This is a genomic window from Kitasatospora sp. MAP5-34 (assembly GCF_029894335.1).
GTDB lineage: Bacteria > Actinomycetota > Actinomycetes > Streptomycetales > Streptomycetaceae > Kitasatospora.
On record NZ_JARXZC010000004.1, the window covers coordinates 105327 to 119874 of the forward strand.

General features: G+C 73.2%; 9 protein-coding genes. 8 read left to right on the forward strand and 1 reads right to left on the reverse strand.

Features of this window, described 5'->3' with window-relative positions:
* Positions 1-400: 400 nt before the first annotated feature.
* The 5 genes from P3T29_RS05745 to P3T29_RS05765 all read left to right on the forward strand — a co-directional run bounded on the left by P3T29_RS05745 (position 401) and on the right by P3T29_RS05765 (position 10475).
* Positions 401-742 carry an MGMT family protein gene (locus tag P3T29_RS05745; RefSeq protein ID WP_348532795.1) on the forward strand — a complete coding sequence of 114 codons (342 nt, stop codon included), beginning with the start codon at positions 401-403 and terminating at the stop codon, positions 740-742.
* 175 nt (positions 743-917) lie between these two features.
* A complete protein-coding gene (locus P3T29_RS05750) occupies positions 918-4244 on the forward strand; it encodes an ATP-dependent DNA helicase (protein ID WP_280715181.1) in 3327 nt (1108 codons plus the stop codon).
* 108 nt (positions 4245-4352) lie between these two features.
* Positions 4353-7628: an ATP-dependent DNA helicase gene (locus P3T29_RS05755; protein ID WP_280715182.1), complete on the forward strand. Its 3276-nt coding sequence runs from the start codon at positions 4353-4355 to the stop codon at positions 7626-7628.
* Positions 7629-7818: 190 nt separating this feature from the next.
* Positions 7819-9006, forward strand: coding sequence for a PP2C family protein-serine/threonine phosphatase (locus P3T29_RS05760; protein ID WP_280715183.1), 1188 nt, complete (start codon positions 7819-7821; stop codon positions 9004-9006).
* A gap of 203 nt (positions 9007-9209) precedes the next feature.
* Positions 9210-10475 carry a serine hydrolase domain-containing protein gene (locus tag P3T29_RS05765; protein ID WP_280715184.1) on the forward strand — a complete coding sequence of 422 codons (1266 nt, stop codon included), beginning with the start codon at positions 9210-9212 and terminating at the stop codon, positions 10473-10475.
* On the opposite strand, the gene P3T29_RS05770 is transcribed toward P3T29_RS05765, so the two are convergent.
* Entirely contained in the window at positions 10472-11443 is a 972-nt protein-coding gene (locus tag P3T29_RS05770; RefSeq protein WP_280715185.1) for an endonuclease/exonuclease/phosphatase family protein, read from the reverse strand. The two genes, P3T29_RS05765 and P3T29_RS05770, sit on opposite strands and share 4 nt — an antisense overlap.
* Positions 11444-11590: 147 nt before the next feature.
* Here P3T29_RS05770 and P3T29_RS05775 point away from each other — a divergent pair, with 147 nt between their 5' ends.
* From P3T29_RS05775 to P3T29_RS05785, 3 genes are all read left to right on the forward strand, one after another.
* Entirely contained in the window at positions 11591-12187 is a 597-nt protein-coding gene (locus P3T29_RS05775) for a PadR family transcriptional regulator (protein WP_280715186.1), read from the forward strand.
* A gap of 35 nt (positions 12188-12222) precedes the next feature.
* Positions 12223-12969 carry an ABC transporter ATP-binding protein gene (locus P3T29_RS05780; RefSeq protein ID WP_280715187.1) on the forward strand — a complete coding sequence of 249 codons (747 nt, stop codon included), beginning with the start codon at positions 12223-12225 and terminating at the stop codon, positions 12967-12969.
* Between the two features lie 137 nt (positions 12970-13106).
* Complete coding sequence (locus P3T29_RS05785; RefSeq protein WP_280715188.1) at positions 13107-14507, forward strand: dipeptidase; 1401 nt, start codon at positions 13107-13109, stop codon at positions 14505-14507.
* Positions 14508-14548: the final 41 nt, after the last annotated feature.

A 14548-nucleotide genomic window follows, 5' to 3' on the forward strand; every position in this document is an offset into this window, starting at 1 on the left:
TTGTGCGAATCCTGCCTGTGCGACTCCTGGTACGAGTCGGTGTGAAAGTCTCCGTGCGGTCGGGTGCGCGGTAGCGGTTCCGTCCGGGGTTCTGTCCGTGGTTCTGGGCGCGCTTCTGCTCGCGGTTCCGTCCGTGGCTGCTTCAGCAGTGAGATCCGTCGCGGCTCGTCCGGAGGGACCTGCGCCGAGGCCGCAAACCGGTCGGTGGCGGGCCCGACCGAGCCCTTGTCCACGTCCACGTCTGCCGTCCCGGTCATCTGGTCTTGTCCTTGTATCACCACTCACCGCCCCGAAGATGGTGGCATGCCCGGGCGGCCCTTGCTGGACAGGGGCCGCATCGGGCGCGGCGAATCCCTCGCACGGCGCCCCGGACTGGACCGGATGAGGAAAAATGCCGCAGATGGAAGACAGTGTGCGCCCGGAGGGGCCTCCACCGTACGCGGAATCGGTGCTCGACCTCACCGAACGCATCCCGGCCGGGCGGGTGATGACCTACGGGGACGTCGCCGAGTACCTCGGTCAGGGCGGCCCGAGGCAGGTGGGCCGGGTGATGGCGCTGTACGGCGGCGCGGTGCCCTGGTGGCGGGTGATCCGGGCGGACGGGCGGCCGCTCCCCGGCCACGAGGACCGGGCCCTGGCCAACTACCGGGTGGAGGGGACGCCACTGCGTACGGTCGGCGGCGAGCCGAGAGTGGACCTGAAACACGCCCGCTGGGACGGCGACCAGCCCCCGGGGAAGTAGCAGCACCCAGGGAATCTGTCCGGTCGCCGTCGCGGCATGCCTGCCGGCGGGCGCGTCCGGCGGGCGGCGCGCCCCCTCTCCCGCCGATCCGGGTGCGGCGACGGGAAGTGCGGGGCAGGATCGTAGGCTCGACGCGTACGGGCCCCGCCCGACCCGCCCGCCTCCCCAGCCCAGGATGTCCGTGACCTCCCCCTTCCGTCTGGTGCGCAGCCCGCTCGCACAGCCCGCCCCACCCACGCTGGACCCGTACCAGCAGGCGGTGGCCGAGCACGCGAGCGGCCCGCTGCTGGTGCTCGCGGGCCCGGGGACGGGGAAGACCACCACGCTCGTGGAGTCCGTCGTCCGGCGGATCGAGCGCGGCACCGACCCCGAACGCATCCTGGTGCTCACCTTCAGCCGCAAGGCGGCGATGGAGCTGCGCGACCGGATGACCGGGCGGCTCGGCAGCGTGGGGGTGTCGCCGCAGGCCACCACCTTCCACTCGTTCTGCTACGCCCTGCTCCGCGCCCACCAGGACCCGGAGGCGTACGCCGAACCGTTGCGGCTGCTCTCCGGCCCCGAGCAGGACGTGATGGTCCGCGAGCTGCTCGCGGGCGACGCCGAGGACGCGAAGCAGGGTGTCGGCCGGATCAGCTGGCCGCTCGACCTGCGGGCCTGTCTGACCACCCGCGGCTTCGCCGACGAGGTCCGCGCGGTGCTGGCCCGCAGCCGCGAACTGGGTCTCGGCGAGGCCGAGCTGAGCCGGTTCGCCGACGGCGTGCAGCGCCCGGACTGGGCCGCCGCCGCGCACTTCCTCGCCGACTACCTCGACGTGCTCGACCTGCGCGGCGTGCTCGACTACGCCGAGCTGGTGCACCGCGCGGTACTGCTCGCCGAGCGCGCCGAGGTGGGGGCCGCGCTGCGCGAGCGGTACGAGGTGGTCTTCGTCGACGAGTACCAGGACACCGACCCCTCGCAGGTCCGGCTGCTCCGCCAGCTCTCGGGCGGCGGCCGGGACCTGGTCGCGGTCGGCGACCCGGACCAGTCGATCTATGCCTTCCGGGGCGCCGACATCAACGGCATCCTCGACTTCCCGCAGTCCTTCCCGCAGGCCGACGGCAGCCCGGCCGAGGTCAAGGTGCTGCGGGTCTCCCGCCGCTCCGGCGCGGTGCTGCTGGCGGCCACCCGGGAACTGGCCCGCCGGATGCCGATGGGCCGGCTGCCCGCCGACAAGCTGGCCCAGCACCGCGCACTGCTGCCCTCCCGCGAGGGCGGCCGGGCCGAGGTGTACACCTACCCGACGCCCGGCACCGAGCTGGACTCCATCGCCGACCTGCTCCGCCGCGCGCACCTGGAGGACGGGGTGCCGTGGGGCGAGATGGCCGTACTGGTCCGGGCGGGCTCCCGCTCGATCCCGGGCGTACGGCGGGCGCTGGGCGCGGCCGGGGTGCCGCTGGAGATCGACGGTGACGACCTGCCGCTCCGGGAGGAACCCGCCGTGGCCCCGCTGCTGCTCGCCCTCCGGGTCTGCGCCGAACCCGCCGAACTCTGCACCGCCGAACTGGCCCACACCCTGCTCACCGGCCCGCTCGGCGGCCTGGACGGCTCCGACCTGCGGCGCCTCGGGCGCGCCCTGCGCGAGGAGGAACGCCAGGCGCTGCGGCACCGCCCGGGGCACGAATCGGAAGGCTCCGGGCCTGAGCCGGATCGCGTCCCTGAAAAAACCGTCCGCTCGGCGGAGGAGTTGATCCGGGAGGCGTTGGTCGAGCCCGAGCGGCTGGTCGCGATGGATCCCTCGTTCAGTCGGCGGGCCCGGGACCTCGGGGTGCTGCTGCGCAAGGTGCGGGAGTTGCTGGCCGGGGGCGGCGGCGCCGAGGAGGCGCTCTGGGAGCTCTGGGACGGCAGCCGTCGCTGGCGCGAGCGGCTGGAGCGGGCCGCCCTGCGCGGCGGTGCCGCCGGGCGGAACGCGGACCGGGACCTGGACGCGCTCTGCGCGCTGTTCGAAACGGCCGCGCGGGCGGAGGAGCAGCTTGCCGGTCATCGGAGCGCCCTGGACTTCCTGGCCGAGCTGGAGGCGCAGGACATCGCCGCCGACACCCTCACCGTGCGGGCGGTCCGGCCGGAGGCCGTCCGGCTGATGACCGCGCACCGGTCCAAGGGCCTGGAGTGGCGGGTGGTCGTGGTGGCCGGGGTCCAGGACGGGCTCTGGCCCGACCTGCGCCGCCGGGGCTCGCTGCTGGAGGCCGACCGGATCGGCCGGGACGGGCTCGCCGAGCCGCTCTCCCCGGCCGCGCTGCTCGGGGAGGAGCGCCGGCTCTTCTACACCGCCGCGACCCGGGCGAGGGACCGGCTGATCGTCACCGCCGTCAAGGCCCCGGCCGAGGACGGCGACGAGCCGTCCCGCTTCCTGCGCGAGCTGTACCGCGAGGAGCTCGACCCGCGTACGGGCAAGGTGCGCAGCCGTACCCCGCAGGTGATCGTCGAGGACATCACCCACCGCCCGCGCCGCCCGCTCGCGGTGTCCGCACTGGTCGCCGAGCTGCGGGCCGTCACGGTGGACCCCGGGCGCAGCCCGGAGCTGCGGCGGGCGGCCGCCGAGCGGCTCGCCCAGCTGGCCGCCGCGCTGGACGAGGACGGGGCGCCGCTGGTGCCCGCCGCCCACCCGGACCGCTGGTGGGGCCTGACCGACCGGACGGACGTCCCCGAGCCGCTGCGCGAGCCCGGGCTGCCCGTACGGCTCTCCGGCAGCGGGCTGGAGCAGCTGGAGAACTGCTCGCTCCAGTGGTTCCTGGACAAGGACGTCAAGGCCGCGACCACCACCACGGCCGCCCAGGGCTTCGGCAACGTGGTGCACGCGCTGGCCGACGAGGTCGGCTCCGGCCGCACCCCGGCGGACCTGGCGGTGCTGATGGAGCGGTTGGACGCGGTCTGGGACGCGCTGGCCTTCGACGCGCCGTGGAAGTCCCACCAGGAGAAGGACCAGGCGCGGGCCGCCCTGGAACGCTTCCTGCACTGGCACGTCCTGGAGCGCGGCCGGACCACCGTCGCCACCGAGCACGGCTTCGACCTCACCATCCCGGTCGGCGGCATCGACGTCCGGATCCGGGGCTCGATGGACCGGGTCGAGCGGGACGAGGCCGGCCGGGCGTACGTGGTCGACTTCAAGACCGGCAAGCAGATCCCCACCGAGAAGTCGCTGCCCGAGCACAAGCAGCTCGCGGTCTACCAGCTCGCCGTACGCAACGGCGCGCTTGCCGACCTGCCGGGGTTCGAGGACGGCGCGGCGTCCGGCGGCGCGGAGCTGGTCCACCTGCGGGAGCCCGCCAAGGGCACCGTCGAGGCACCGAAGGTCCAGCAGCAGGGGGCCCCGGACGGCGAGCCGTGGATCGAGAACCTGCTCGCGGACGCGGCCGGACGCGTCCTCGCGGAACGCTTCCTCCCGACGACGGGGGACGGCTGCGCGCGGTGCTCGTTCCGCAGCAGCTGCTCGGCGCAGCGTGACGGCCAGCAGCTGATCGAGTAACGCCGGCCATGGTCGGGCGCGAGGCGGTAGGTGCGGCGCCGTTACTTCCGGTTTCGCGCAGTTCCCCGCGCCCCTGGAATGTCGGCCCGAACAGTTAGGTTTGGCGCTGTGCGCCCAGTACTCACCCACCCCGAGCAGCTCAAGGAGCTGCTCGGCATTCCCTTCAACCGGGAGCAGATGCTCGCCATCGGCGCCCCGCTGGAGCCTGCCGTGATCGTGGCGGGGGCCGGGTCGGGGAAGACCACGGTGATGGCGGCCCGGGTGGTGTGGCTGGTGGGGTCGGGGGCGGTGCGGCCGGAGGAGGTGCTCGGGCTCACGTTCACCAACAAGGCGGCGGGTGAGCTTGCGGAGCGGGTCCGGACGGCGCTGCTGCGGGCCGGGGTGATCGACCAGGACGAGGAGTCGCTCGGCGAGCCCGACATCTCCACGTACCACGCGTTCGCCGGGCGGCTGCTCAAGGAGCACGGCCTGCGGATCGGTATCGAGCCGGATGTCCGGCTGCTCGCCGACGCCACCCGGTTCCAGCTGGCCGCCAAGGTGCTGCGCTCGGCCCGGGGGCCCTTCCCGGGGCTGACGGGTGCGTTCTCGGGCCTGGTCGCCGACCTGATCGCGCTGGACAGCGAGCTGGCCGAGCACCTGGTGGCCCCGGCGGAGCTGCGGGCCTTCGACACCGGCCTGCTGGACGAGCTGGCCGGCGCCAAGCTCAGCAACGACGACCTGCGGGCGATCCCGGTCACGGCGAGGGCCCGGCTGGAGCTGCTGCAGCTGGTGGAGGAGTACCGCCGCCGCAAGCAGGCCGCCAACCTGATGGACTTCGGCGACCAGATCGCCGCGTCCGCCCGTCTGGCCCAGCAGCGGCCCGAGGTCGGCGAGCTGCTGCGCGCGCAGTTCAGGGTGGTGCTGCTCGACGAGTACCAGGACACCTCCGTCGCCCAGCGCCTGATGTTGGCCGGTCTGTTCGGCGGGACCCCGCCCCGAGCCGAAGGGCGCGCCGGTGCCGAAAGCGAGGAACGCCGACGCCGGGTCGGAGCGCCCGGAGGCGAGTGGGTGAGTAGCGGCCACCCCGTCACGGCGGTCGGCGACCCGTGCCAGGCGATCTACGGCTGGCGCGGTGCCTCCGTCGCCAACCTGGACGACTTCCCCCGGCACTTCCCGCGCCGGGGCGGCACCCCCGCCATCCGGTACGCGCTCAGCGAGAACCGCCGCAGCGGCGGCCGGCTGCTCGCCTTCGCCAACCACCTCGCCACCGACCTGCGGGCCATGCACGAAGGTGTCGAGGCGCTGCGTCCGGCGCCCGGCGACGAGCAGCACGGGTTCGTCCGCTGCGCCCTGCTGCCCACCCACGCGGAGGAGATCGACTGGCTGGCCGACTCGATCGCCCACCTGGTCCGCACCGGCACCGCGCCCGGCCGGATCGCCGTGCTCTGCCGGGGTGGCGCGGCCTTCCCCGACATCCACGCGGCGCTGGTCGCCCGGGAGGTCCCGGTCGAGGTGGTCGGGCTCGGTGGGCTGCTGCAGCTGCCGGAGGTGGCGGACCTGGTCTCGGTCTGCGAGGTGCTGCAGGACCCGACGGCCAACGCCGCGCTGGTCCGGCTGCTGATCGGCCCGCGCTGGCGGATCGGCCCGCGCGACCTCGCCCTGCTCGGCCGCCGGGCCACCGACCTGGTGCGGACGGGCCGTCCGGAGGGCGTGGACGCGCTGACCGCTGCTGTCGCCGAGACCGACCCGACGGAGGTGGTCTCGCTCGCGGACGCGCTGGAGACCTTCCTCGACGCCGACCAGCCCGACGAGCTGCCGTTCTCCGCCGAGGCCCGGGTCCGCTTCGCCCGGCTGGCCCAGGAGATCCGCGAGCTGCGCCGCGCACTGGCCGAGCCGCTGATGGACGTGCTGCACCGGGTGCTCGCCGCGACCGGTCTGGAGGTCGAGCTCTCCGCCTCGCCGCTCGCGCTGGCCGCCCGCCGCCGGGAGACGCTGCACAGCTTCCTGGACGTCGCGGCCGGCTTCGCCGACCTGGACGGCGATCCGGGGCTCGCCGCCTTCCTGGCCTTCCTGCGGGCCGCGCAGGAGTACGAGCGCGGGCTCGACAACAGCCTGCCCGGCGGCGAGGACACCGTGAAGGTGCTCACCGTGCACAAGTCCAAGGGCCTGGAGTGGGACGTGGTGGCCGTCCCGAACCTGGTCAAGGACGTCTTCCCGGGCGGCAAGGGCCGCGAGCGGTGGACGAGTACGAAGCGCGTCCTGCCGCACAGCCTGCGCGGCGACGCGGCGACCCTGCCGGACCTGGACAGCTGGGCCCCGAAGGAGATGACGCTCTTCAAGAAGGAGATGGCGCAGCACTCGACGACGGAGGAACTCCGGCTCGGGTACGTCGCGTTCACCCGCCCGCGCTCGCTGCTGCTCGCCTCCGGCCACTGGTGGGGCCCGAGCCAGAAGCGCCGCCGAGGCCCGTCGAGCTTCCTGCAGGAGCTGCGCGAGCACTGCGAGCGGCCCGGTTGCGGCGAGATCGAGCACTGGGCCGAGGCCCCGGCGCCGGACGCCGAGAACCCCGCGCTGACCAGTACGGTCGAGACGCCCTGGCCGCTGCCGCTGGACCCGGCCGCCCAGCTGGCCCGCCGCCGGGTCGCGGCGGTGGTGCAGCGCAGGCTGGCGGGCGAGCCGGCCCCCGAGCCCGAGCAGCTGGCCCCTGAGGACCAGCGCCAGGCGGACTCCTGGGACCGCGATCTGACCGCGCTGCTCGGCGAGTTGGCGCGCTCCCGGCGGGCCGTCCGGGAGGTTCCGCTGCCGGCCACGATGTCGGCGTCCCAGCTGATGCGCCTCGCCGCCGATCCGGACGGCTTCGCCCGCGAGCTGGCCCGCCCGATGCCCCGCGCGCCGCAGCCCGCCGCCCGCCGGGGCACGCGCTTCCACGCCTGGGTGCAGTCCAGGATCGAGCCCCTGATGCTGATCGAGCCAGGCGCCCTGCCGGGGGTGGACGACGACGGGATCGAGGACGAGCGGGACCTCGAACGCCTCAAGGAGGCCTTCCTGCGCAGCCCGTACGCGCACCGGACGCCCTACCGGGTCGAGGCGCCGTTCCAACTGGTGCTCGCGGGGCGGGTGGTGCGCGGCCGGATCGATGCGGTGTACCGGGAGAGTGACGGTGGCTCAGGGTCACCACGGTCCGCGCGCTACGAGGTGGTGGACTGGAAGACCCACCGCGAGGAGACGGCGGACGCGCTGCAACTGGCCATCTACCGGGTCGCCTGGGCCGAACAGATGGGGCTGGAGCCGGAGCAGGTCACGGCCTCGTTCCTCTATGTCCGCAGCGGGCGGGTCGAAAGACCGTCAGGACTTCCTGACCGAAAAGAGTTGACCCGGCTGCTGATCGGGAATAGTGAAGAATGAGTCACGCAGAGCATCCATGTCATCACAGGATCGTGCGAAACCTGTTCAGAGTGCACTTTTCGCGCCTATTGTGGGGTCGGTAACCGGTCACCCCCGTACTCCGGCCACCAGCAAGGCCCGCAGTTCGTAACCCTCAGTCATCACCGCAGGTGTCCCAGGCACCGGCCACCTTCTGCTGGAGAGACCGAAGTTGAGCGCGACCGGATGGATCAGAGCGCGGCTCGGGGGGCCGACCCCGGGAGCCGTTCCAGGTACCGTCACCGGTACCTGGCCAAGGACCGCCCTGGCACTGCCGTTCATCGGCATGCTCCTGGTGGTCTCCCTCGACTACTTCAGCAACAGTGAAGTCACGGTCGAACCCGCCCTCACCGCCGTTCCCGCGCTGGCCGCCGTGGTCAGCCGCCGGACCTGGTTCCCGCTGCTGATCGGGCTCTGCACCGAGGCGGCGGCCTTCCTGATGGCCTTCTACAACGACGTGCTCGGCGAGTCCGTGCACAGCGCGACGGTCTTCGCCATCGCGCTGGTGGCCGGGATCGGCTGGGTCAGCGTGACGCTGCGGCTGCGCCAGGAGGCGGCGCTCGCCGACGCCCAGCTGGTCGCCGAGATCGCCCGCCGGGTGCTGCTGCGCTCCGTCCCCGACCGGGTCGGCTGCGTCCGGGCCGCCGTGCACTACGCCGCCGCCGCCGCGCACGCCTCGATCGGCGGGGACCTGTACGAGCTGGTCAACACCCGGCACGGCGTCCGGGCCGTGGTCGGCGACGTCCGGGGCAAGGGGCTGAACGCCGTGGAGACGGCGGCCGCCGTGCTCGGCGCCTTCCGCGAGGCGGCGCACCAGGAACCGGCCCTGGAGAAGGTCGCGGGCTGGCTCGCCGTCAGCCTGGACCGTGCCCTGCACGAGAACGACCACCCCGGCGTCGAGGAGGAGTTCGTCACCCTCGTCCTGATCGGCGTCCGCCCGGACGGCACCGCCGAGATCGTCAACTGCGGCCACCCCGCCCCACTGCTGCTCCGGGCCGGCGAGCCGGTCCGCGCCCTGGAACTGGACGAGACCGTCCCCCCGCTCGGCGTCCTGGACCCGGCCGACGTCCACCCGCCCGTCCAGCGGATCGCGATCCACCCCGGCGACCGCGTGCTGCTCTTCACCGACGGCGTGATCGAGGCCCGCGACCACCGAGGCGCCTTCTACCCGCTCGCCGACCGCCTCCCGCACTGCGCCACCGGCAGCCCGACCGAGGTACTGCGCCGGGTGCACGACGACGTCGTCCGACACGTCGGCCGCGCCCTCTCCGACGACGCCGCGATGCTCCTGCTCCAGTACGAGCCGACCGGACCGCACCTCCCGCACCAGAACGGCCAACAGGCCCTCACCGCCGGCTGACAGGGGCCGGAAATTCCTGTTATGTGAGGGGTCGTCCGGTGCTGGGCCGGGCGGCCCCTTGATCGTGTCTGATGCCGCGTCAACCAGCGACCAGAGGATGAGATCTTCCTCAGCGTCTCCTTCCACGGATTGATGCGGGCGCGCTGGCCGGACCGTGAAGCTGGCTCCGCCGGACCCTCCGGTGATCGTCGAAGGAGAACCACATGACGAACGGTCAGACCATGTCGCGGCGCGGTCTTCGCCTCGCCGCCGGGCTGCTCGCGGGCGCCACCGTACTCGCGCTCGCACCGGCGGCCGGCGCCGCCACACCGCCGAGCGGCCCGCTCGCCCTCGCGCCCGCCGACGGCCCCTCGGCCGGCCGTTCCGACAGTGCCGCGCTCCAGCAGGCGCTGGACGCGATCACCACACAGGCCGGCGCCACCAGCGCCATCGCCGAGGTGCGGGAGAACGGCAAGGTCGCCTGGCGTGGCACGACCGGCGTGCGGGACCTCGCCGGCAAGGCGCCGGCGCCGGTCGACGGGCGGTTCCGGGCCGGCAGCGTGACCAAGACCTTCCTGGCCACGGTGCTGCTGCAGCTCTCCGCCGAGGGCAAGGTCGGCCTGGACGACCCGATCGAGCGCTACCTGCCCGGCGTCGTCCCGGGCGGCGGCGCGATCACCGTGCGCCAGGTGCTCAACCACACCGCCGGCATCTTCGACTTCGGGGACCTGCCGGAGTTCGCCCAGGACACCGAGGCCCAGCAGGAGCAGTTCGCCGCCACCATCCGCTGGCAGACCTTCACCCCGCAGCAGCTGATCGCCGCCGCCACCAGCCACCCGCCGTACTTCGCCCCCGGGCAGGGCTGGCACTACTCAAACACCGACTACATCCTGATCGGCGAGATCATCGGCAAGGTGACTGGCCACTCCTGGCGCACCGAGGTCCGGCAGCGGATCCTGCGGCCGCTGGGGCTGGACCACACCTCCCTCCCGGGGACGGCCACCACGATCCCCGGCCCGCACAGCCATGGCTACTTCCCGCTGACCAGCGGTCCCGCCGACATCACCGACCTCAACCCCTCGGCAGCGGGGGCGGCCGGCGAGCTCATCTCCACCACCGACGACCTGACCCGATTCAACGCCGCGCTGATGGGCGGGCGCCTGCTCGCTCCGGCCCAGCTCGCCGAGATGACCAGCACCATCCCGGCCATCGCCGATCCGCCCTCCGCGTACGGTCTGGGCCTGATGGCCACCTCGCTGTCCTGCGGCGCCGTCTGGGGCCACCCGGGCGGGATCGCCGGCTACAGCACTTTCATGTTCAGCGATCGCGCCGGCACCCGCCAGATCGCGATCTCGCTCACCCAGTACGACCCGGTCAAGTCCGCTGCGCTCAACCAGACCGTCATCGGCTTGATGAACCAGACCTTCTGCGCCGGCACCCCCGGTGCGGCGGCGCCTTCTGGAGACCGACCTCTGGGGACCGACCTCTAGAGACCGACCTCGACGACCAGCGGGCGGTGGTCGGAGACGGCCGCGCGTGGGGCCTCGGCCGGGCCGACCGCCGTCCGGGGGACGCCCATGGCGAGCACGTGGTCGAACTGCACGGTGGGGCGGTGCGACGGGTAGGTCGGCGTCTTGGCCAGGTCGTACCAGCCGTGCAGGCGCGGGCGTGGCTCGCGGACCCGGCGTCGGCGCGGTCCCGGCAGGGCGGCCCGGGCGCGGCGGGCCGCCCGGGCGTCCCGGACCCGTTCGCGGGTGGATTCGCGGTCCAGCGCGGTCGCGCTGCCGAGCACCGTACGCGGCACCGCGCCGATCAGGTTGAAGTCGCCGAGCACCAGGTACGGCTTGGGCAGGTCGGCGATCCAACGGCGGACGGCCGCCAGCTGCGCCATGTTCCAACCGGGCACGAAGGACAGGTGGGTGGCGACCACGGTGAACTGTCCGAGCCGGCCCTCCAGGACGGCGGCCACCGCGACCCGGGGCTCGTCCGGTACGGGAGTCAGTCCGCGCCGCCCGGCCACCCGCAGCGGCAGCCCGAACGGTGCCGGGGCGAACCGGCGGGCCCGCCAGTGGTGCACCGGCAGCCTGGTCAGCAACGCGGTGCCGTACGAGGGCAGTTCGGTGCCGAGCCCGACCTCGCCGGGGCCGTACACCTGCAGGCCGGTGACGGACGGGTCGGGCACCCAGCCCGCCGAAGGGGCCGGCCGGCCGTGCAGTGCGGCGGCGAAGCGCCAGTCGGCGGCACCCATCGCCTTCGCGGCCACGGCGGTCTGGTCGACCAGACCGGAGCGCTCCTGGTAGCGGTCCACCTCCTGGAGCGCGAGCACGTCCGCGTCCAGCGCGGCGATCGCCTCGCCCAGCGGCTCGCCCGGTTCCGGTGGGTAGGGCAGTGGACCACCGTCCTGGGCCAGGGGTTGACCGTGCAGCAGATTGAAGGTGGCGATGCGCAGCTGGCTCACCGTACGACCGTACCGGTTCACCCGGCCGCTCGGTTCGGCCCGGTGCTGAGCCCACTGCCCTGAGCCCGCTGCCTGAGCCCGGTGTCGAGCCCGTTACCTGAGCCCGGTGCTTGAGCCTGGCGCCCATACCGGGTATACATACTCCGTATGTCCATCCGCCATGGCCTGCTCGCCCTGCTCGACCAGGGTCCGCGATACGGCTACCAGCTGCGTACCGAATTCGAGGCCCGTACGGGCGCCACCTGGCCGCTCAACGTCGGCCAGGTCTACACCACGTTGGGGCGACTGGAACGGGACGGCCTGGTCGCACCGCACGGCGAGGACGAGGACGGGCACCTGTTCTACGCCGTCACCGAGGCAGGACGCGCGGAACTGCGTAGTTGGTTCGAGACCCCGGTGCCCCGGACCAATCCGCCGCGCGACGAGCTGGCGATCAAGCTGGCGATGGCCGTGACCGTGCCAGGGGTGGATGTCGCCGCAGTCGTCCAGGGGCAGCGCAAGCACAGCATGAAGGCGCTGCAGGACTACACCCGGCTCAAGGGGCAGGCGCTGCTGGCCGACTCCGGGCAGCGCACGGACCTCGCCTGGCTCCTGGTGCTGGAGCAGCTGATCTTCCAGACCGAAGCCGAGATCCGCTGGCTGGACCACTGCGAGAGCCGTCTGACCCAGCGCGCCGCCGAGCCGCCCGTGCCGCAGGGCGCGACCGAGGCCCCGGCCAAGCCGAAGCGGCGCTCCCGCCTCTGAACGTCGAACATCACGTAATAACAGCAGGGGGAAAGTTGACCACCTCTCAAGCCGCCTTCAACGCATCGGCCGGCACCTCGCCGGTGCTGCACCTGGAGGGTGTGACCCGGGTGCACGGGCGGGGCGCCGCCGAGGTGCACGCGCTGCGCGACGTCGATCTCAAGGTGTACCCGGGCGAGTTCGTCGCGGTGATGGGACCTTCCGGCGCCGGCAAGTCCACCCTGCTCACGCTGGCCGGGGGCCTGGACAGCCCGACGGCCGGCCGGGTGCTGGTCGAGGGGACCGCGTTGGGCGGGCTCGGCAGGAAGAAGCTGGCCGAGGTCCGCCGTCGGTCGATCGGGTACGTGTTCCAGGACTACAACCTGATCCCCGCGCTGACCGCCGCCGAGAACATCACGCTGCCCCGCGAGCTGGACGGCGTGTCCACCCGCGCCGCGCGCCGCGAGGCCCTCGCGGCGCTGGAGGAGCTGGGTATCGCCCAGCTGGCAGACCGCTTCCCAGAGGAGATGTCCGGCGGTCAGCAGCAGCGGGTCGCCATCGCCCGGGCCCTGATCGGCGAGCGTCGGCTGGTGCTCGCCGACGAACCGACCGGCGCCCTCGACTCCGCCACCGGCGAGTCGGTGCTCGCCCTGCTGCGGGCCCGCTGCGACGCCGGGGCCGCCGCCATGATGGTCACCCATGAGGCCCGGCACGCCGCCTGGGCGGACCGGGTGGTCTTCCTCCGGGACGGCCGGCTGGTCGACGAGAGCGTCAGCCAGGACGCCGGCAGCCTGCTGGTCTAGCAGCACCACCGACAGCCCGGACCAGGACCTCGTGCCTCCCGAGGGTGTCCCGCAGTGCCCCGGAGGTGACAGAGCTAACCGATCACATCCCGGAGCGCGCGGGCACGCACCCGCATGGGCGAACTAAAGTCGTCCACATGACGAAAACCCCGGACAGCGCCGTCCGTTCCTTCATCGACCAGCACCAGCCAGGATTCCTCCAGGACCTCGCCGACTGGCTGCGGATCCCGTCCGTGTCGGCCGACCCGGCTCAGGCGGGCGAGGTGCGCCGCTCCGCCGAGTGGCTGGCCGCGAAGCTGACCGAGACCGGCTTCCCGGTGGCCGAGGTCTGGGAGACGGACGGCCTGCCGGCGGTCTTCGCGGAGTGGCCGTCCGGGGACTCGTCCGCGCCGACCGTGCTGGTGTACGGGCACCACGACGTGCAGCCGGCCGCCCGGGAGGACGGCTGGGCGACCGACCCGTTCGAGCCCACCGTGATCGGCAAGCAGCTGTTCGCCCGGGGCGCGGCCGACGACAAGGGCCAGGTCTTCTTCCACACCCTGGGCCTGCGGGCCCATCTGGCCGCCACCGGCCGTACCGCGCCGGCCGTCAACCTCAAGCTGCTGGTCGAGGGCGAGGAGGAGTCCGGCTCGCCGAACTTCGCCGCCCTGGTCCGCCGGGAGGCCGAGCGGCTGGCCGCCGATGTCGTGATCATCTCCGACACCGGCATGTGGTCCGAGACCACGCCGACCGTCTGCACCGGGATGCGCGGCCTGATGGACGCCCAGATCGACTTCACCGGCCCGGACACCGACATCCACTCGGGTTCCTTCGGCGGTGCCGTCCCCAACCCCGCCGCCGTCGCGGCCGAGCTGGTCGCGGCCCTGCACGACGAGGACCGCCGGGTCGCGATCCCGGGCTTCTACGACAACATCGTCGAGCTGACCGATCGTGAGCGCGAGCTCTTCGCCGAGCTGCCCTACGACGAGGCCCAGTGGCTGCGGGTCGCCAAGTCGTACGGCACCCAGGGCGAGGCCGGCTACAGCACCCTGGAGCGCGTCTGGGCCCGCCCGACCGCCGAGGTGAACGGCATCTGGGGCGGCTACACCGGCCCCGGCGGGAAGACCATCGTCCCGGCCGAGGCACACCTCAAGCTCTCCTTCCGGCTGGTCGCCGGGCAGGAGTTCGAGCAGGTCCGGACGGCCGTCCGGGACTGGGTCGCGGCCCGGGTGCCGGAGGGCATCCGGTACGAGCTGGTCTTCCCGGGCGTCACCCGGCCCTGCCTGACGCCGCTGGACCACCCGGCGCTGCAGTCCACCGTGCGCGCCATGGGACGGGCCTTCGAACAGAAGATCCTCTTCACCCGTGAGGGTGGTTCGGGGCCTGCCGCCGACCTCCAGGACGTGCTGGGCGCGCCGGTCCTCTTCCTGGGCATCTCGGTGCCCTCGGACGGCTGGCACTCCGTCAACGAGAAGGTCGAGCTCGACCTGCTCGCCAAGGGCGTCGAGGCCGCCGCCTATCTCTGGGGCGACCTTGCCGAGAACTGGCCGCAGGCATGAGTACCGCCCGCACCACTGCTTCGCCGACGACTACCGGAACG